The 17983-nt window shown below is 65.9% G+C and carries 16 protein-coding genes; 11 read left to right on the top strand and 5 right to left on the bottom strand.

The genetic code is table 11. The features are described from left to right. Window positions 1-18: 18 nt before the first annotated feature. On the top strand, window positions 19-1218 hold the full coding sequence (locus KUW62_RS11340) for a DegT/DnrJ/EryC1/StrS aminotransferase family protein (RefSeq protein ID WP_224815588.1): 1200 nt from the start codon (window positions 19-21) through the stop codon (window positions 1216-1218). Between the two features lie 73 nt (window positions 1219-1291). On the opposite strand, the gene KUW62_RS11335 is transcribed toward KUW62_RS11340, so the two are convergent. Further along, window positions 1292-1885 carry a porin family protein gene (locus tag KUW62_RS11335; protein WP_224815587.1) on the bottom strand — a complete coding sequence of 198 codons (594 nt, stop codon included), beginning with the start codon at window positions 1883-1885 and terminating at the stop codon, window positions 1292-1294. 169 nt (window positions 1886-2054) lie between these two features. On the opposite strand from KUW62_RS11335, the gene KUW62_RS11330 reads away from it, so the two are divergent. Continuing rightward, the gene (locus tag KUW62_RS11330) at window positions 2055-2477 is read left to right on the top strand and encodes an invasion associated locus B family protein (protein WP_224815586.1); all 423 of its coding nucleotides are present in this window, start codon (window positions 2055-2057) and stop codon (window positions 2475-2477) included. Between the two features lie 21 nt (window positions 2478-2498). Here KUW62_RS11330 and KUW62_RS11325 read toward each other — a convergent pair whose 3' ends face one another. Further along, entirely contained in the window at window positions 2499-4142 is a 1644-nt protein-coding gene (locus KUW62_RS11325; protein ID WP_224815585.1) for a CTP synthase, read from the bottom strand. A 192-nt stretch (window positions 4143-4334) separates the two neighbouring features. Further along, the gene (secG, locus tag KUW62_RS11320) at window positions 4335-4712 is read right to left on the bottom strand and encodes a preprotein translocase subunit SecG (protein WP_224815584.1); all 378 of its coding nucleotides are present in this window, start codon (window positions 4710-4712) and stop codon (window positions 4335-4337) included. Window positions 4713-4996: 284 nt separating this feature from the next. On the opposite strand from secG, the gene KUW62_RS11315 reads away from it, so the two are divergent. Together KUW62_RS11315 and KUW62_RS11310 are read left to right on the top strand one after the other, a co-directional pair. Next, window positions 4997-6292 (top strand): adenylosuccinate synthase, encoded by a 1296-nt coding sequence (locus tag KUW62_RS11315; protein ID WP_224815583.1) that lies wholly within the window; start codon window positions 4997-4999, stop codon window positions 6290-6292. Window positions 6293-6304: 12 nt separating this feature from the next. Further along, the gene (locus tag KUW62_RS11310; RefSeq protein WP_224815582.1) at window positions 6305-6532 is read left to right on the top strand and encodes a DUF2842 domain-containing protein; all 228 of its coding nucleotides are present in this window, start codon (window positions 6305-6307) and stop codon (window positions 6530-6532) included. Between the two features lie 70 nt (window positions 6533-6602). Here KUW62_RS11310 and KUW62_RS11305 read toward each other — a convergent pair whose 3' ends face one another. Beyond that, the gene (locus KUW62_RS11305; protein ID WP_224815581.1) at window positions 6603-9314 is read right to left on the bottom strand and encodes a hypothetical protein; all 2712 of its coding nucleotides are present in this window, start codon (window positions 9312-9314) and stop codon (window positions 6603-6605) included. Window positions 9315-9418: 104 nt separating this feature from the next. On the opposite strand from KUW62_RS11305, the gene KUW62_RS11300 reads away from it, so the two are divergent. The 7 genes from KUW62_RS11300 (at window position 9419) to KUW62_RS11270 (ending at window position 17223) form a co-directional block, all read left to right on the top strand. After that, window positions 9419-10153 carry a thiamine diphosphokinase gene (locus tag KUW62_RS11300; RefSeq protein ID WP_224815580.1) on the top strand — a complete coding sequence of 245 codons (735 nt, stop codon included), beginning with the start codon at window positions 9419-9421 and terminating at the stop codon, window positions 10151-10153. 51 nt (window positions 10154-10204) lie between these two features. Continuing rightward, window positions 10205-10993, top strand: coding sequence for a ribose-5-phosphate isomerase RpiA (gene rpiA, locus KUW62_RS11295; protein ID WP_224815579.1), 789 nt, complete (start codon window positions 10205-10207; stop codon window positions 10991-10993). Between the two features lie 521 nt (window positions 10994-11514). Beyond that, on the top strand, window positions 11515-12978 hold the full coding sequence (locus KUW62_RS11290) for an FAD-dependent oxidoreductase (RefSeq protein ID WP_224815578.1): 1464 nt from the start codon (window positions 11515-11517) through the stop codon (window positions 12976-12978). A gap of 104 nt (window positions 12979-13082) precedes the next feature. Next, the gene (gene hflK, locus KUW62_RS11285; RefSeq protein WP_224815577.1) at window positions 13083-14267 is read left to right on the top strand and encodes an FtsH protease activity modulator HflK; all 1185 of its coding nucleotides are present in this window, start codon (window positions 13083-13085) and stop codon (window positions 14265-14267) included. A gap of 1 nt (window position 14268) precedes the next feature. Beyond that, entirely contained in the window at window positions 14269-15168 is a 900-nt protein-coding gene (gene hflC, locus KUW62_RS11280; RefSeq protein WP_224815576.1) for a protease modulator HflC, read from the top strand. A 7-nt stretch (window positions 15169-15175) separates the two neighbouring features. Then, on the top strand, window positions 15176-15367 hold the full coding sequence (locus tag KUW62_RS11275) for a DUF2065 domain-containing protein (protein WP_224815575.1): 192 nt from the start codon (window positions 15176-15178) through the stop codon (window positions 15365-15367). 374 nt (window positions 15368-15741) lie between these two features. Next, complete coding sequence (locus KUW62_RS11270) at window positions 15742-17223, top strand: Do family serine endopeptidase (RefSeq protein ID WP_224817097.1); 1482 nt, start codon at window positions 15742-15744, stop codon at window positions 17221-17223. An 81-nt stretch (window positions 17224-17304) separates the two neighbouring features. On the opposite strand, the gene KUW62_RS11265 is transcribed toward KUW62_RS11270, so the two are convergent. Then, a complete protein-coding gene (locus KUW62_RS11265; protein WP_224815574.1) occupies window positions 17305-17880 on the bottom strand; it encodes a peptidoglycan-binding domain-containing protein in 576 nt (191 codons plus the stop codon). Window positions 17881-17983: the final 103 nt, after the last annotated feature.

Raw genomic sequence — 17983 nt, 5'->3', positions numbered from 1 at the left:
CCGCACGATCTTCGCGCCATGGACAAGCGTATCTTCACCGGCAATTTCACCCAGCAAGAGCCGATCCCGGAGGCGGCGATCGACGCGGCGATCGCCGTCATGCGCTCTGGCCGGTTGCACCGCTACAACACCGCCCCCGGCGAGGATGGAGAGGTCGCGGCGCTGGAACAGGAATTCGCGGCCTTCACCGGGGCGAAATATTGCCTCGCCGTGGCTTCGGGCGGCTACGCGATGGGCTCGGCCTTGCGGGCCCTGGGCGTGGGGCCGGGCGACCGCGTATTGACCAACGGCTTCACGCTCGCGCCGGTGCCGGGGGCCATCGCCGCGGTAAACGCGGAGCCGGTCTTTGTCGAAGTGACCGAAAGCCTGACCATCGACCTCGACGATCTGGCAGCGAAGATTGCGGCGACCGGGTCGAAGACGCTGCTGCTCAGCCACATGCGCGGGCATCTGTGCGACATGGACCGCCTGATGGAGATCTGCGATGCCGGCGGCGTCGCGGTGATCGAGGATTGCGCGCACACCATGGGTGGCGCTTGGAACGGCGTGCCGTCCGGGCGGCACGGGATCGTCGGCTGCTACTCCACCCAGACCTACAAACACCTTAATTCGGGGGAGGGCGGCTTGCTTGTCTCCGACGATGCGGAGCTGATGGCAAAAGCCGTCATGCTGTCGGGTTCTTACATGTTATTTGGGCGTCACACCGCCTCACCCCCTTTGGAAACGTTCGAAAAGGTCAAGTACGTCACGCCGAACGTGTCGGGCCGGCTGGACAATCTGCGCGCCGCTATCCTGCGTCCGCAGCTTGCCGACCTGCCCGCGCAGATCGCGCGGTGGAACGCGCTCTACCGGACGGTGGAGGAGGGTCTGCGCAACACGCCCGGCCTTCAGGTGATCGAGCGCCCGCCGCAGGAAGACATCGTCGGCTCCTCCATCCAGCTGCGGTTGCCCCGCGCCACGGCAGAAGAGGTTACGGGCGTCGTGAAGGGCTGCGCCGCGCGAGGGGTGGAATTGAAATGGTTCGGCGCGGCGGAGCCTGTGGGCTTTACCTCCCGCTATGACAGCTGGCGATACGCGCCCGCCCAGAGCTTACCGAAAACGGATCACATCCTCGCGGGCCTTCTGGACATGCGGTTGCCGCTGACCTTCTCGACCGATGATGCCGCGCTCATCGCCGAGATCATCCGCGACGAGGTTCTGGCGCTGAACGCGGCCTGACCGGCAGCACGCCCCGCAACGAAAAACGGCGCCCTGTTAAGGCGCCGTTCGTTATCCGGTGATCCCGGTCGGATCAGAAGTGAAGCGCAACACCCAGGCCGACCGCGTTCGCGTCGATCTGCGATCCGGCGCCGGAGCTGAGCGTGGAAGTGTCGTCGGGGTTCATATGGGTCGACGTGTAATCGAGCCGCACCGAAACCGTGTCCGTCAGCAGCATCTCGACCCCGATCCCGTAAACCAGGCCCGAGGCGGAGCCATCGGCAGACGAATATCCGGCGGTCGTGCCGTAATTCACCGTCTGGTAGCCGAGCGAGCCATAGACCAGCGCGCTGCCGATCGCGTAGCCGCCGCGCACCCGCGCATTGATCACGTTATCGAATTCGAAATCAGGATTGCCGAGCGAGGTCTGGAAACTGACGGGGCCGGAAAACCCGACCTCCGCCCCGACCACGAAATTGTCGCCAAGCGCGTAGTTGTAGCCGCCATACACGCCAAAGCCGGTGCCTTCCTGCAAGGGCAGGGCGGCGGCGGTGTTGTCGAATTCCGGCGAGATGATGTTCGTGGCGAAACCAGCGTAGAAGCCCGACCATTGACCGGCATCCTGAGCCTGCGCGCCGGTGGTGGCGAGCGCGGCGGCGATTGCGAGAGAGGAGATGGCAAGGCGCATGGCGTTATCCTTCGAACATCGCGGAAAAGCCCCGCGTTGATTCCCGTATACCCCGTCGCGCCGAGCGTTGGAAGGTGGCAGAGACTTCCGTTTGACCAGATTGCGTCAAATACGTCACGATCCGGTTAATGCCACCATTCGTTTCACAGGATTTTGATCGGAGATTGCCATGTATCGACTTCTCACCACGCTGATATTGCTCGCGTTTTCCGGCCCCGCCTGGGCTGATTGGACCTTCACCACGCAAGGGCAGGCACAAGGGCCGGGCGCCCGGGTTTCGCTGGTCGTGGAATGCGGCAATGGCGGCCTGCCGGGCTTCGTCATCGCGGGCCACGATCCGGGCGCGGCGGAGGAGATTTTCGTGCTGCGCATCGACGACAATCCAGAGGACCTCTATTTCGGCCAATGCACCGGCGCGACCTGCCTTCTGGACATGGATACGATCGCGCGCGCGCAGGATTTCATCGCGCAACTTCGGGCGGGATCGGTGCTGGATATCGGCCTTTACCGGCGCGGGGCGCTGGACAGTATTCCACTTGCGGGCTCCGCCGCCGCGCTGGACCGGTTGGCCGCCACCGGCTGCGGGTTCTAGGCGCGGTCGCTTCGGGCGCGATCAGACCAGGCGGGAATTTTCCTTCGCGGCGCGTATGAAATCCCGGAACAGCGGGTGCGGCGCGAAGGGTTTCGACTTCAGCTCCGGGTGGAATTGCACGCCGATGAACCACGGATGGTCCTTGACCTCCACGATCTCCGGCAGACGGCCATCGGGGGACATGCCCGAGAAGATCAGGCCCTGCGCCTCCAGCGCCTCGCGATATTTGATATCGACCTCGTAGCGGTGGCGATGCCGCTCCTCGATGGCCGTGCCGCCATAGGCCTGCGCGACCTGAGAGCCCTCCGCCAGCACCGCGTCATAGGCACCCAGGCGCATCGTGCCGCCCTTGTCGTCGGTCACCTTGCGTTCGACCTTGTGATTGCCCTGCACCCATTCCTTGAGGTGGTAAACCACTGGTGTGAAACGCTTTTTCCCGGCCTCGTGGTCGAATTCCTCGGATCCTGCATCACCCAGATCGGCAAGGTTCCGGGCCGCCTCGATCACCGCCATCTGCATCCCCAGACAGATCCCTAGATAGGGCACACCACGGGTCCGCGCGAATTCGGCGGCCTTGATCTTGCCCTCCGTCCCGCGCTCACCAAAGCCGCCGGGCACAAGGATCGCGTGGAAACCTTCGAGGTGCGGGGCCACGTCCTCGCGCTCGAAAATCTCCGCATCGACCCATTCGACGGAGACCTTCACGCGGTTCGCCATGCCGCCATGGGTCAACGCCTCCGCGATGGATTTATAGGCGTCTTCCAGCTGCGTGTATTTGCCGACGATAGCGACCTTCACCTCCCCCTCGGGATTGTTGATGCGGTCGGCCACGTCTTCCCAGATGCTCAGGTCGGGCTTGGGGGCGGGGCTGATCTGAAACGCGTCCAGTACCGCCTGGTCCAGCCCCTCGCGGTGGTACGCCAGGGGCGCGGTGTAGATCGACTTGAGGTCCTGGGCCGCGATGACGGCGTCCGGGCGCACGTTGCAAAACAGCGCCAGCTTCTCCCGCTCCTTCTCCGGGATCGGCCCTTCGGAGCGGCAGACGAGAATGTCCGGCGCGAGGCCGATGGAGCGGAGTTCCTTGACGGAGTGCTGGGTCGGCTTGGTTTTCAACTCGCCGCTCGCCTTTATGTAGGGCAGCAGCGTCAGGTGCATGAAAATGCATTGCCCGCGCGCCTTGTCCTGGCTGAACTGGCGGATCGCCTCGAAGAATGGCAGACCCTCGATATCGCCGACCGTGCCGCCAATTTCGCACAGCATGAAATCCACCTCGTCTTCCCCGATGGAGATGAAGTCCTTGATTTCATTGGTGACGTGGGGGATCACCTGGATCGTCTTGCCCAGGTAATCGCCGCGCCGCTCCTTCTCCAGCACGTTGGTGTAGATCCGGCCGGAGGAGATGGAATCGGTCTTGCGCGCGGGCACGCCCGTAAAGCGTTCGTAATGGCCGAGGTCGAGGTCCGTTTCCGCCCCATCGTCGGTCACGAACACCTCCCCATGCTCAAAGGGTGACATCGTGCCGGGATCGACGTTCAGGTAGGGGTCGAGCTTGCGCAGGCGGACCGTGAAGCCGCGCGATTGCAGCAATGCGCCGAGCGCGGCGGAGGCCAGCCCCTTGCCAAGGGACGAAACCACACCCCCGGTGATGAAAATGAACCTGGCCATGACTGCTGTCCCCCGCGCAGATGGTGCTGGCGCGTCTCAACCGCCGCCCATCATTCCTGTTATCACGGGATTTGAGGATACCCGGATTCGCCCGCCCGGCACAAGCGGACTTTGCGGTGTCGTGGCAATATCATGTGGATGGCTGGCCTGCGCCCCCCATATGGGGTGGCGCAAACCGATAGCGCGCTGATCTTATTCTTCGATCGGGGGCAGGGCCGGTGCGTCGCCCTGGATCGGCGGCAGCATCTGGTCGATCGGCGGCAATGCGGTTCCGCCCTCGCCGCCCGTCTCCCCCTCGGCGGGGGGCAGGCCGCCCAATTCGTCCAGCAGGGATGATCCGGCGGAGTTCTGCGTCGCGATGATCGTCAGGGTGATCGAGGTGATCAGAAACGCGATCGCGAAGGCCCAGGTCAGCTTGCCCAGGGCCGTCGCGGCCTGGCGTCCGGTCATCACGCCACCGCCGCCGCCGCCACCCATGCCCAGACCGCCCCCTTCGGAGCGTTGCAGCAAAACCACGCCGATCAGACAGACGGCGAGGATCAGGTGGACGACGAGGATGACATTTTCCATTGGCGGGGCCTTTTTCAGCGACCAGTGCTCTGATTTGCGTCTCCTTATGAGATGCGACAGGCCGCCGCAAGAGCGACCCGAATGTTCAAAGCAGTGATTCCCGTTTAGCGTGCGGAATGAATGGTTTCACATGAAGTCGTTCCATGCAATCCGACCCCATATAGGTGTGAATTTGGCTAATCGTACCCGTAGCGTCGGGACGCGACACAAATATCGGTTCCCCCTCGTTGCCCGGCCCGGTATAGCCGCCCTCGGCTTCGCCACACCCGTTTGAAGGAGATCACATGGCTAATGTCGTGGTTGTCGGCGCCCAGTGGGGCGATGAAGGCAAGGGCAAGATTGTCGACTGGCTGAGTGAACGGGCCGACGTGATCGCGCGGTTCCAGGGCGGGCACAACGCGGGCCATACGCTTGTGATCGACGGCGAGGTCTTCAAGCTGCACGCGCTGCCCTCGGGCGTGGTGCGCGGGGGCAAACTGTCGGTGATCGGCAACGGCGTCGTGCTTGATCCTTGGCACCTGGTGGACGAGATCGAGACGATCCGCGCCCAGGGCGTTGAGATCGGCCCCGACACCCTGATGATCGCCGAGAACACGCCGCTGATCCTGCCCATCCACGGAGAGCTGGACCGCGCCCGGGAGGAGGCCGCGAACCCCGGCGCCAAGATCGGCACGACGGGCCGCGGCATCGGCCCGGCCTACGAGGACAAGGTCGGCCGCCGCGTGGTGCGCGTCGCGGATCTTGCCGACGCGACAACGCTGGAGGCGCGGGTAGACCGGGCGCTCGCCCACCACGATGCGCTGCGCCGTGGCCTCGGCCTCGACCCGGTGGACCGCGCCGCCCTGATCGCCCGATTGCGGGAGGTTGCGCCCAAGATCCTGCCCTATGCCGCCCCGGTCTGGAAGGTGTTGAACGAGAAGCGCCGTGCGGGCAAACGCATCCTGTTCGAAGGGGCGCAGGGCGCGCTTCTGGACATTGATTTCGGCACTTATCCCTTCGTCACCTCCTCCAATGTCATCGCCGGGCAGGCGGCGACGGGGGTGGGCCTTGGGCCGGGCGCCATCGACTACGTGCTGGGGTTGGTCAAAGCCTACACGACCCGCGTGGGCGAGGGGCCATTTCCCACCGAGTTGCACGATGCCGATGGCCAGCGCCTGGGCGAACAGGGCCACGAATTCGGCACCACGACCGGGCGCAAGCGGCGCTGCGGCTGGTTCGATGCGGTGCTGGTGCGCCAGACCTGCGTGACCAGTGGCGTCAAGGGGATTGCGCTGACCAAGATCGACGTGCTGGACGGGTTCGAGACGCTGAAGATCTGCGTAGGCTATGACCTGGACGGCACGCGGCTTGATTATCTGCCCACCGCAACCGACGCCCAAGCGCGTTGCACCCCGATCTACGAGGAGATGCCGGGCTGGAGCCAATCGACCGCCCGCGCCCGGTCCTGGGCCGATCTGCCGGGGGAGGCGATCAAATATGTGCGCCGGATCGAGGAGTTGATCCAATGCCCGGTCGCACTACTCTCCACCTCGCCCGAACGCGATGACACGATCCTTGTGACCGACCCGTTCGCCGATTGATCCGGAGGGGACATGGCCCTTAGCTACAAAGCCCGGCGGCGCTGGTCGCTGTTCATCCTTCTGGTCGGTCTGCCCGCCTATATCGCGGCGGTCTGGTTCATCCTGTCGCTGATCGAGGGCTGGCCGGTCTGGTTGCAGATCGTGATCTGCCTCGCGTTTTCCATCATCTGGGCCCTGCCACTGAAATCGGTCTTCCTGGGGGTGGGTCAGGCCGACCCGGACGCGGCACCGGACGAGTAGCGGGCGAGGCCCGGAAAACGAAAAGGGCGCCGCAACGGGCGCCCTTCGTCTATCGTGATGTCCTGTCGGATCAGATGCCGCGACCCAGGCGGTAGACATTATCCTCCACCGGCTCAAGTACGCCATCCTCGGTCAGGCTGTCCACGGCGGCAATCGCCTCGGGCCGGGAGATGCTGCCATCGGTGGCGATCCGGACAAGGCGCAGAAGCTGCATGCGCTTGAACGTTTCCAGACCGGCCTCCTTGGTCAGGTATTCCGCGCCCATCTCCACGACTTCCACGATTTCCGTGGCTTCCGACGCGGCGAGGACTTCGGCGAATTGGGCGAAGTGGTCGACCTCTTCCGCGCCCTCGCTTTGGGCCGGGGCGGCCTGGGGCTGAACCGGGTTCTCGCGGACTTCTTCCAACTCGCGGGCCAGCTGTTCCTCCAGCGCGGCGATCGGATCATCGTCGTGATCGGCGTCCTGGGGCGCCCGAGCCTCCTCAGGTGCGGCGGGTGCGGAGGGGTCGAGGACCGGAGCCTCGTCGACCGGATCGTGATCGGCCTCCGCCACCTCATCCGCACGTTCCTTCGGGGCGGGACGGCCGAGGCCCACGGCGATCTGACCGGCGCGCTGCGCGAGATTGGCGAGCGAGCTTGCCATCTTGCGCGGAGCGGGGCGCGTGTCAGCGAAGGCACCCTCATCAAAGGCGGTCTCGGCTTCGGCGACCGGCGTGTCGAGCACCAGCGGCGTGTCCGCCTCCGCGATGATCGGGTCCCCGGCCTGGGCCGCTTCGGGCACGATGGTTGGGACCGGACGGGCCGGTGCATCGACCTCCGCATCCTCACGGGACACGCGGCGGGGCATGATGGAGGCGGCTTCGGCCGGGGCGGCGTCGGGCGCATCATCGACACGCTGTTCGGACACCAGCACCAGCGGCGCGGGGCGCGCTTCGGCGGTGCCACGGCGCGAGACGTCCACGCGCACCCGGCGCGGGCGCATCACGCGGGCCAGGTCTTCGCGGTATTCGGCGGCGGTGTCGGCATTGGCCCCCAGATCGGCGGCGCTTGCCCCGTCGGCGGCGAATTGCGTCTCTGCCGCGCGGGCGGCGACGGCAGCCTTGAGATGTTCGATATTCGCGCGACGGCGGGTGGTTTCCACGGTGGCGAGGCGACCTTCGGTGGCCTCGAACAGGCGGTCTTCACTGTCGCCGTCGTCGGACGGCGCGAAGTGCGCGCGGGTTTCCGCCTCGGGCGTATCGGCGTCGGGCGCGTCGGCGTCGGACGCGTCGGCGTCGGCATCTGCGGCATCCGCATCCGCGGCTTCCGTCTCGACAACCTCCTCCGCATCGGCGGCTTCGGCGTCGTCCGCGTCGTGGATCTCGGCGGTGTCTTCGTCGCTGCGCAGGGCGGCGATGGCGGCAAGCGTGTCGTCGCTGGCCTCCTCTTCCACGGCGCGCTCTTCCCCGGCATCCGTCTCCACCTGGTCGAGCGCCTCGGACGCGGCGGCCATGGTGGACGCGCCGGTGGCGAAGGCGGCGGCAAGGGCGGCCACGGCGCTGTCATCGTCGGCTTCGATCACCGGCTCGGGCGCGGCCCCTTCGCCGCCGGCGGAGATCAGTTCATCGTCGGGCTGCACGGTCGGGGCGGCGCTGTCGCCATCCTCCTCGACGGCGGCCTGGCGGATGCGGGCCAGACGGGCGGCAACGGATGCGCCGTCAAAGGCCGTGTCGTCTTCGGCGTCACCGGCGAAGATGGAGTCGATCTCCTCCTCCGCCAGATCGAAGGCGTCGCTGTCATCGGCCGCATCGTCGGCGTCGAGACCGGCGGAGAGGGAATCGTCACCCAGCGGGTCGATCACGGCGTTTTCGGGATCGGCGGCGATGGCGATGTCTTCCTCGGCCTCCGCATCGAGCGCCTCATCCTCATCAAGGGCTTCGGCAGCGATGGTCCCGGCGGCCATTGCGGCGGCGACGGCGATCAGGGTGTCGGCCCCGGCATCGCCCTGGGTGTCTTCGATCTCGTCTTCCTCGACCTCCGCAACGTCAGCGTCCGTGTCGTCGGCTTCTGTAACGTTGGCTTCGGCCTCGGCCTCGTCGGCGGCTTCCACCTCGGCGGTCTCGAACCCGGCCACGACCGAGTCGTCCCCGGCGGGGGCGGCCTCGTCTTCAACCTCGGCCTCCGGCGCGTCGGCGTCGGACATCAGGGCGGCAACGGACGCAATCGTGTCGGCGCTGTCCTCTTCCGTCGCTTCATCCTCTGCCTCGTCCTCGGCACTATCCGCTTCATCCTCCGCCTCGGCATCGGCATCGGCATCGGCTTCGGCTTGGGCGTCGGCGATATCGTCGGCGGGGTCTTCGGCAGTTTCTGCCGCGTCTGCGTCTTCGGATGCGGCCTCCTCCGCCACCAATTCTTCGTCGGCGGCGAGGGCAGGTTCGGCGTCGGCTTCGGGGGTCACGCTTTCGACGGCGTCTTCGATGGCGTCGCGGTCTTCGCGCACAACCAGTTCGGAAGCACCTTCAAAAGCGGGCGTGTCTTCGGCGGGGGCGCCTTCGGGGCGCATGATGAGGCCATTGTCCACACGGCGCGATTCGACGCGGCGCTGGATCGCAGCCTCCGTGATGCGGTGGAGCGTTTCTGCGTCCGGCGTGGGCGGTTCGGCCCCGAAGTAACGATCTTCCGCCGCGAGATCGCGGAAATATTCCGCCACGGCCTTCATCGCCTCGAACGGGCGGTCGAAGCCCTCAAGGGTGCAGGAAAACGTCCCGTAGGACACTGTCAGGATCTTGTTCTCGTCACTCATTGCTCTGCCACTCTGCTCGTCCGGTTGGACACCGGAATTTATATTCCTCGTGAAAGGTGTAACAAACTGTTTCCATTCAAAAGCGACACGAATTGGACCATTCCGTGATCTTTGACCCAGAAGATGGCAAGACCTTGACGGGCCGAACGGGCGCGCCGGAATTGCCGTTGAAATTCAACGCCCCCCTGTTGCTGGTGGGCGGCGGCCCCTTGCCAGGCGATACCTTCGCATTTGCCCGGGCACGGTGCGAAAAAGTCGTGGCCGTCGATGGCGGGGCGGCGGCCATCCTCGACCTTGGAGCGATTCCCGAGGCCGTGATCGGCGATATGGATTCGCTCCCGGACGCCGCGCGCGCCGCGATTCCCGACGCGCATCTGGTCCATATCGCGGAGCAAGATAGCACGGATTTCGACAAGGCGCTGCGGTCCGTGGACGCGCCCATGGTGCTGGCAGTGGGGGTCACGGGGGCGCGGCTGGACCATGAACTGGCGGTGTTCCATTCGCTGATCGCGCGCCCCGACCGGCGCGTGATCGTGGTGGGCGAGGAAGATGTCGTGCTGCACCTGCCGCGCGCGATCGACCTTCACCTGCCGCCGGGGACCCGCGTGTCGCTGTTCCCGATGGACGGCGTGCGCGTCTCCATCACCGGGCTGCGGTGGGAGTTCGACGCGCTCGACCTGCACCCGGCGCGCAAGATCGGGACCTCCAACGAGATGGCGCAGGACCAGGCGCACCTTTGCGCGGATGGGCCGGGGGTGCTGCTGATCTTGCCGCGCGAGGCGCTGGATCCGGCGATGGCGGCGCTGTCGGCGGCAGATTTGCACTCGCCCCGGGGGTGAGGCTTCGATAAGGTCCGGCGCAAAGTTGCCCAAGAGATCGAGTGCTGCCCCATGACGGCCGACCTGTCCCCCATCGACAAAGCGAAATACGTGGCCGCGCGGCGCGCCGTGGAATTTGTGGAGGACGGCATGCGCGTCGGCCTCGGCACCGGGTCCACGGCGGCGTGGATGGTGCGTTGCCTGGGGGAGCTGGTGCGCGAAGAGGGCATGATGATTACCGGCGTTGCCACGTCGAGCCGCACCGCAGACCTGGCGCGCGAGGTGGGGGTGAACGTCAAGACGCTGGACGAGGTGCGCTGGCTGGACCTGACCATCGACGGGGCGGATGAATACGACCCCAACCTGAACCTGATAAAGGGCGGCGGCGGCGCGCTGTTGCACGAAAAGGTGGTGGCCACGGCGAGCGACCAGATGGTGGTGATCGCCGATCTGTCCAAGCAGGTCGACACGCTGGGTGCGTTTCCCCTGCCGGTGGAGATCATTCCCTTCGGCTGGCAGACCACCAAGGCGCTGATCGAGGAGATGCTGTCGAATGTCGATGTGCTGGGACGCTCGGCCAGTCTGCGCCTGAGCGGCACGGAGCCGTTCCGCACCGACGAAGGCAATTACATCCTCGACCTGCATCTGCGCCGCGTGGCGCAACCGGCGCAGTTGAGCCTAGTGCTGAACCAGATCCCCGGCGTGGTGGAGAACGGCCTGTTCCTCGATATCTGCGACATCCTTGTGATCGGCAATGCCGACGGCACCGTTGAAGTGCGTGATATCAACAACGGCACGATCGAGCATGAGCGGGTCGATGTGGTCGATACCGACAACCTTTTCGTTGACGTGCAGGATTAAAGTTTGAGGGTGGGAGGGCCCGCCCTCCCACCCCAATTGGGGGCGCTGCCCCCGTCCTTGCGGACTCCCCCGAGGTATTTTCGAAGCAAAGAGGGGCGGGCGCGTGCTCGGCGCGCGCAGCCGAATGCGCCGTCGGGCCTTGGGGTCGGGCGGGGCAGGGGCGGATCTCTCGGTCTGGCACGGGCCCCGTGTGGGCAAGAGCCAAGAGGAAGCGGCGCCGCTTCGATGCGGTCACGGATCCCGCCCGGTTGAAAGCCGGAGGGGCGGACAGGATGCGCAAGGTCCGGAGCCGAACACCCTGCACCCGATGAAGGGGTGGTCTGGGGGCCTTCGGATCGCAACCAACAGCCTTGGGTCGGTGATCACCGGGCACCCGTATAGCGCGGCTAGAGGGGGTGTTGCGCAAATCCGCCATACTGCGCGCGGTGGGTCTGTTTCGCGGGCCCGTCGCCTGCCTCTGGTCCTTGGGGCGACGCTGTGGAATACCGTCGGGCGAGTTTTCTTGCAGCGGAGCCGCGCCCATGTCCGAATTCGACTATGACCTCTTCGTGATCGGGGGCGGCTCGGGCGGTGTACGGGCCGCGAGGGTCGCGGCGGCGACGGGGGCGAAGGTGGCCCTGGCCGAGTATAACCGGATGGGCGGGACCTGCGTGATCCGGGGCTGCGTGCCCAAGAAGCTGATGGTCTTCGCGTCGAGCTACCGCGAAGGGTTTTCGGACGCGCGCGCCTATGGGTGGGACGTCAAGGACGGAGAATTCCACTGGGACGTGTTCCGCGACCACCTCAACACCGAGTTGGACCGGCTGGAGCAGGTCTATCGCAACCTCCTGGACGGATCGGGGGTGGAAGTTTTCGACAGCCGGGCGGTCCTCAAGGATGCCCACAACGTTCAGTTCGCCAACGGCGTGACGAAATCCGCCAAGCATATCCTGGTGGCCACGGGCGGGCATCCGGTGAAACCCGACATGCCGAACGCCCATCTGGGCATCGTGTCCGACGACATCTTCAACTTGCCGGAATTGCCGCGCAGCCTGTTGATCGTGGGGGGCGGATATATCGCGTGTGAGTTCGCCTGCATCATGGCGGGCCTTGGCGTGAAGGTGACGCAATTCTACCGCGGGGCGCAGATCCTGCGCGGTTTCGACGACGAGGCGCGCGGACTGATCGCGGAGATGATGCGCGAGCAGGGGATCGAATTGCATACCGGCACCAATATCGTGGAGATGAAGCCCGCCGATGCGCAGAACCCCGAAGATGCCGTGCCCACCCAGAGCGACGCGGCGATGGGGGCGGATGTGAAGCAGATGCAGGCGCTCAACACCGATGTGAAAGGTGCGGGCGAGGGGCCGATCTGGGTCAAGTCCACCAACGGGCGCGAGGGCGTGTTCGACTATGTCCTGTTCGCCACCGGGCGGTCGCCCAATACGACCGATATGGGGCTGGAGGAGATCGGGGTGGAGATCGGGCGCCGGGGGGAGGTCGTGGTGGACGCGTACAGCCAGACCGCCGTGCCGTCGGTCTATGCCATCGGTGACGTCACCAACCGCGTGAACCTGACACCGGTTGCGATCCGCGAGGGCATGGCCTTCGTGGAGACCGTCTTCAAGGGCAACCCGACCCCCGTCGACCATGACCTGATCCCGTCGGCGATCTTCACCCAGCCCGAATACGGCACGATCGGCATGACCGAGGAAGACGCGCGCGAGCAAGAGGAGATCGAGGTCTATTGCACGTCCTTCCGCCCGATGCAGACCGCATTTGCCGGTAAGCCGGGGCGCGTGCTGATGAAGCTTGTCGTGTCCAAGGCCAACCGCAAGATCCTGGGCTGTCACATCGTCGCGCCCAATGCCGGAGAGATGATCCAGTTGGCGGGGATCGCGGTGAAAATGGGTGCCACGAAGGAGGATTTCGACCGTACGGTTGCAGTCCATCCCACGATGTCGGAAGAGATCGTGACGATGCGCGACCCGATCCGTACCGCCTGATCGGCGTTTTTCGGGCCAAAAGCGCGCGGATACAGGTGCAAACCGATTTTTTCGCCCCATATAGGGCTACAACAGACGATCATTCGTTAGAGGTGAGACAGCACATGGCGGGTAACAGTGGCGGACCCTGGGGTGGCGGCGGCGGTGGAAACCGCGGCGGTTCGGGCAGCAACGGCAATGGCAATGATGGCGGCAACGGGCCTCGGCGGCCCGGTGGCGGCAACCAGGGCGGCGGCCAGAACATCCCCGAGATCGACGACATCGTCCGCAAGGGCCAGGAGCAGCTGCGCGTCCTGATGGGCGGTCGCGGTGGCGGGACCGGCGGCGGCAACCAGGGCGGCGGCGATCCCGTCAGCCCGCGCACCCTGTGGATCGGCGGCATCGTGATCGCGATCGTCGCGTGGCTCTGGGCGTCGTTCTACACCGTGCAGCCGGGCCAGCAGGGCGTCGTCCTGTTCCTCGGCGTCGAGAACAACATCACCGCGCCGGGCCCGCAACTGGCGCCCTGGCCGCTCTACCAGGCCGAGGTCATCGACACCGAGGGCGAGCGGACGATCTCCATCGGCGACAACCGGTCGGGCACGTCTGATATGGGTCTGATGCTGACCACGGACGAGAATATCGTCGATATCGACTTCGACGTGGTCTGGAACATCGCCAATCCCGCCGAATACCTCTTCAACCTGCGCGATCCCGAGGCGACGATCCGCGCCGTGGCGGAATCGGCCATGCGAGAGATCATCGCCCAGTCCGAACTGGCCCCGATCCTCAACCGCGACCGTCAGCTTATCGGTGAACAGGCGGAGGCGTTGATCCAGCAGACGCTCGACATCTACGCCAGCGGCATCAACATCATCCGCGTCAACCTCGACCGCGCCGACCCGCCGGCCGAGGTGATCGACGCCTTCCGCGAGGTGCAGGCCGCCGAGCAGGAGCGTGACCGCCTGGAACGTACCGCGGACGCCTATTCGAACCGCGTCACCGCCGGGGCGCGGGGTGAGGCCGCGCAGATCCTCGAAGAGGCGGAAGGCTATCGCGCCCGCGTCGTCAACGAGGCACTGGGTGAAGCCAGCCGCTTCCTTGCCGTCCTTGAGGAATACGAGGCGGCGCCCGAGGTGACGCGCCGTCGCCTCTACCTGGAGACGCTGGAGCGTGTTCTGGGAGAGACCGACCTTGTCATCATCGACGGTGACACCGGGGGCGGGCAGGGCGTTGTGCCGTACCTGCCGCTGAACGAACTGCGCCGCCCGCAACAGGGCAATGGCACCACCACCGGGAGCTCGAACTGATATGAAGCGATCCTTTTTCCTGATTCCGATCCTCGTGATCGTGCTGCTGCTGGGGTCGCGCTCCATCTTCGTGGTGGATGAACGCCAGCGCGCGCTGGTCCTGCAATTCGGCCAGATCGTGAACGTGATCAACGACCCCGGACTCAACTTCAAGGCGCCGTGGCAGAACGTCGAATATTACGAGGACCGCATCCTGTCGCTCGACACGTCGCCCACCGAGGTAACGCCGTCCGATGACCGCCGCCTCGTGGTCGACGCTTTCGCGCGGTATCGCATTGTGGATGTCGAGCAATTCCGGACCGCCGTTCCGGGCGGCATCCGCGCCGCGGACGACCTGCTGGAAGGTATCCTGAACGACCGTATCCGGGCCGTGCTGGGTGCCGATGGCGTGACGTCCAACACAATTCTGTCCGATGAACGGGCGGCGCTGATGCAGCAGGCCACGATCCAGGCCCGGGCGCGCGCCGCGTCGCTGGGGATCACCGTGCTCGACGTGCGTCTGATCCAGACGAACCTGCCGGCCCAGAACCTCGACGCCACGTTCGCGCGGATGCGCGCGGAGCGGGAGCGGGAAGCCGCCGACGAGATCGCGCGCGGTGAAGAGGCGGCACAGCGTATCCGGGCGCAAGCCGACCGGACGGTGGTGGAGCTCGTCTCCGACGCCAGCCGCGAGGCGGAGATCACGCGCGGTGAAGCGGATGCAGAACGGACACGGATCTTCGCGGAGGCCTTCGGGCAGGACGCGGAATTCTACGATTTCACCCGCTCGCTGGCGGCCTATGAACGGGCGCTGCGCCAGAACTCCACCTTCGTGATTTCGCCCGATAGCGAGTTCTTCGAGTATTTCGACGGCTCCGCGCTTGGCGGCGGCAATTCACTGTCTCCCCCGCCGGCGGAGTAAACCGCCGATGTGGCAAGCGATATTGATGGGGCTCGGTATGGTCCTCGTCATCGAGGGGCTGGTGTTCGCACTGGCCCCTTCGCGTCTGGAGGACCTTCTGCGCGCCATGGCCACGATCCCGCCCGAGACGCGGCGGATGATCGGATTGTCGGCCCTCGTCCTTGGCGCGGTTCTGACATCTTGGGCGATCAGCCTTTAACGCGAGGCGAGATTAGCCTTTGCGCAAGACCCGCCCCCATGCCACCCTTGTAACAAACCGGGCGCGGCTTTCACGCCCATGTGACGGGTCAGGCGCGAAAGGTTGGGTTTCCCGAACTTGATTACCTGCGTTATGCCCCAAATATATTTCAACGGGCGATCTTTGCGCGTGTCCCGGAGAGGGGCGCGATGCAAGCGCCCCCGGACCACGATCGCAGGCGTGCTGCACGGTCCCAAGGGGCGAACAGATCGTCCGACGGTATTTTGAGGAGGCGACCCGAAGTGACGATAGAGACGAGACACAATCTTCCCCCCCACCAGTCCGAACGGCAGCGCACAGGCGCAAAGGCGGCCGTGGCGCGCGACGCTCGCGGCATGGATGCCCGCACGGTGCTGGCTGCGATCATGGCGCTTCTGACGGCCCTTGCCATCGCCTTCGCGGCATTGCCCGCGCGCGCCCAATCGGCGCAATTGCCCGGTTTCGCGGATCTCGTGGATCAGGTGGGCGACGCGGTCGTCAACATCACCACATCCTCGGTCGTGGCGGGACGCGGCGGTGGCCCGGACCCGATCGTGCCCGAAGGCTCCCCGCTTGAGGATTTCTTCAACGATTTCCTGGATCGCCAGGCCCCCGATGGCGGCCCTTCGCCCCGGCGCAGCCAGGCGTTGGGATCGGGTTTCGTGATTTCCGAGGACGGCTATATCGTGACCAACAACCACGTCATCGAAGGCGCGGACGAGATCATGATCGAGTTTCGCAACGGCGTGGAGCTGGTGGCCGAACTGATCGGCACCGACCCCAACACGGACATCGCGCTTCTCAAGGTCGACAGCGATGAGCCGTTGCCGTTCGTCAGCTTCGGCGTCGCGTCCGAGCATCGGGTCGGCGATTGGGTCATGGTCATGGGCAACCCGCTCGGCCAGGGCTTTTCCGTTTCGGTCGGCGTGATCTCGGCCTTCGGGCGCTCGCTTTCCGGGGCCTATGACGACTTCATCCAGACCGATGCCGCCATCAACCAGGGCAATTCGGGTGGGCCGCTTTTCAACCTCGACGGGGATGTGATCGGCGTGAACACCGCGATCCTGTCGCCCACCGGCGGCTCCATCGGGATCGGCTTCGCCATGTCTTCGGACGTGGTCATCAACGTGGTCGAGCAATTGCGCGAATTCGGGGAGACGCGGCGCGGTTGGCTCGGCGTCCGTATCCAGGACGTCACCGCCGAGATGGCCGAGGCGTTGAGCCTTGAGGATGCGCGCGGCGCGATGGTGACCGACGTGCCCACCGGCCCGGCCTCAGAAGGTGGCATCGTGGTGGGCGACGTGATCCTGTCCTTCGACGGGCAGGACATCGCCGATACCCGCGAACTGGTCCGCATCGTGGGTGACAGTACGGTGGGGGAAACGGTCCGCGTGCTGGTCTTCCGCGATGGAGAGACCGAGACCCTGCGCGTGACCCTCGGTCGCCGGGAGACAGCGGAATCCGCCGCAACACCCGAGGTCGAAGGCGCGCCCGATGGCACCACGTCGAGCGAAATCCTCGGCATCACGATGAGCCCGCTGACCGACGATCGCCGCGAGGAGCTGAACGCCGGCAACATCGCGGGCGGGCTTGTGATCGAAGCGATCGACCCTGCCTCCGACGCCGCCGAGATGGGGCTTCAGGTGGGTGACATCATCACCGAGGTCACGCAGCAGCCGGTCGCGACCGTGGCCGACTTCCAGGCCCGGATCGACGCCGCCGATGCGGCGGGCCAGAAAAGCATCCTGATCCTGATCCGCCGCGATGGCACGCCGCGCTTCATGGCGCTGACCATCGAGGAGGAAGAGACGGAGGGCGAATTGGTCCCCGCCGAGTAACGCCCCATTCGTCCGGCAAAGACAGGCCCCGGCGCGCGCCCTGCGTGCCGGGGCCTTTTCGTTTTGGGATCGGGGTGCGCGTCAGCCGTCCGTGGACGTGCCGGCGGCAAGCTCCGGATCCCAAACCGATAACCCCAATTGGCGCGCGGCGGCGAGGCTGAGCACCCCGCTGTCGAGGCCTTGGGGCTGTTGATAGGCGCGTACGGCCTGCACGGTGGCGCGGTCCATGCGGCCGGTGACGGGGCCGGTGTAATGCCCCCGCGCGGCCAGCGCCCGTTGCAGGGTGGCGATGTAGTCGGCGTTGCCCTCCATCGCGCAGGGCGTCTCGAACCAGGTCTCGGTGCGATCCTCCACGATCCGCTGCTCGGTCGCCGTCACGAACACGGCGGGGCGGCGGATATTGCCGTTGCGGTCCAGCTGTTCGGGTTCCACCAGGATCTGCTCGGTCACGGTCTCGATCACCGCGGGGTCGACCTCCCGCCCGTAGCAGCTGGCCGGGTCGGCGTCGGGCGGGCCGAAGCCGCGCGTGACCTGCACACCGGACGCGCCCGAGGTCGTGACCGGATCAATGACGGAGGTGAAGCTGTCGCCACCCGGCGCGGTCGCCTGGCACGCCGAGAGACCGCCAAGGGCGGCCAGTAGAAGGATGTTGCGCATGGGACTGCTCTGTCCTGCCGTTTGTTATTGACGGGAGTGTAGCGGATTTGGCGCTATGGGGGAAGTGGGATGGCGAGCGTGGGCCGGGACCTGCCCATGGGGC

The sequence above is a fragment of the Hasllibacter sp. MH4015 genome (assembly GCF_020177575.1).
Lineage (GTDB): Bacteria > Pseudomonadota > Alphaproteobacteria > Rhodobacterales > Rhodobacteraceae > Gymnodinialimonas.
This window is presented reverse-complemented; position numbering and strand designations above follow the sequence as displayed.

Bases quoted from the DNA above. Each gene is read 5' to 3' on its own strand.
- KUW62_RS11340 (WP_224815588.1), top strand. From the start codon at position 19: ATGGACAAGCGTATCTTCACCGGCAATTTCACCCAGCAAGAGCCGATC.
- KUW62_RS11335 (WP_224815587.1), bottom strand. From the start codon at position 1,885: ATGCGCCTTGCCATCTCCTCTCTCGCAATCGCCGCCGCGCTCGCCACC.
- KUW62_RS11330 (WP_224815586.1), top strand. From the start codon at position 2,055: ATGTATCGACTTCTCACCACGCTGATATTGCTCGCGTTTTCCGGCCCC.
- KUW62_RS11325 (WP_224815585.1), bottom strand. From the start codon at position 4,142: ATGGCCAGGTTCATTTTCATCACCGGGGGTGTGGTTTCGTCCCTTGGC.
- secG (WP_224815584.1), bottom strand. From the start codon at position 4,712: ATGGAAAATGTCATCCTCGTCGTCCACCTGATCCTCGCCGTCTGTCTG.
- KUW62_RS11315 (WP_224815583.1), top strand. From the start codon at position 4,997: ATGGCTAATGTCGTGGTTGTCGGCGCCCAGTGGGGCGATGAAGGCAAG.
- KUW62_RS11310 (WP_224815582.1), top strand. From the start codon at position 6,305: ATGGCCCTTAGCTACAAAGCCCGGCGGCGCTGGTCGCTGTTCATCCTT.
- KUW62_RS11305 (WP_224815581.1), bottom strand. From the start codon at position 9,314: ATGAGTGACGAGAACAAGATCCTGACAGTGTCCTACGGGACGTTTTCC.
- rpiA (WP_224815579.1), top strand. From the start codon at position 10,205: ATGACGGCCGACCTGTCCCCCATCGACAAAGCGAAATACGTGGCCGCG.
- KUW62_RS11290 (WP_224815578.1), top strand. From the start codon at position 11,515: ATGTCCGAATTCGACTATGACCTCTTCGTGATCGGGGGCGGCTCGGGC.
- hflK (WP_224815577.1), top strand. From the start codon at position 13,083: ATGGCGGGTAACAGTGGCGGACCCTGGGGTGGCGGCGGCGGTGGAAAC.
- hflC (WP_224815576.1), top strand. From the start codon at position 14,269: ATGAAGCGATCCTTTTTCCTGATTCCGATCCTCGTGATCGTGCTGCTG.
- KUW62_RS11275 (WP_224815575.1), top strand. From the start codon at position 15,176: ATGTGGCAAGCGATATTGATGGGGCTCGGTATGGTCCTCGTCATCGAG.
- KUW62_RS11270 (WP_224817097.1), top strand. From the start codon at position 15,742: ATGGATGCCCGCACGGTGCTGGCTGCGATCATGGCGCTTCTGACGGCC.
- KUW62_RS11265 (WP_224815574.1), bottom strand. From the start codon at position 17,880: ATGCGCAACATCCTTCTACTGGCCGCCCTTGGCGGTCTCTCGGCGTGC.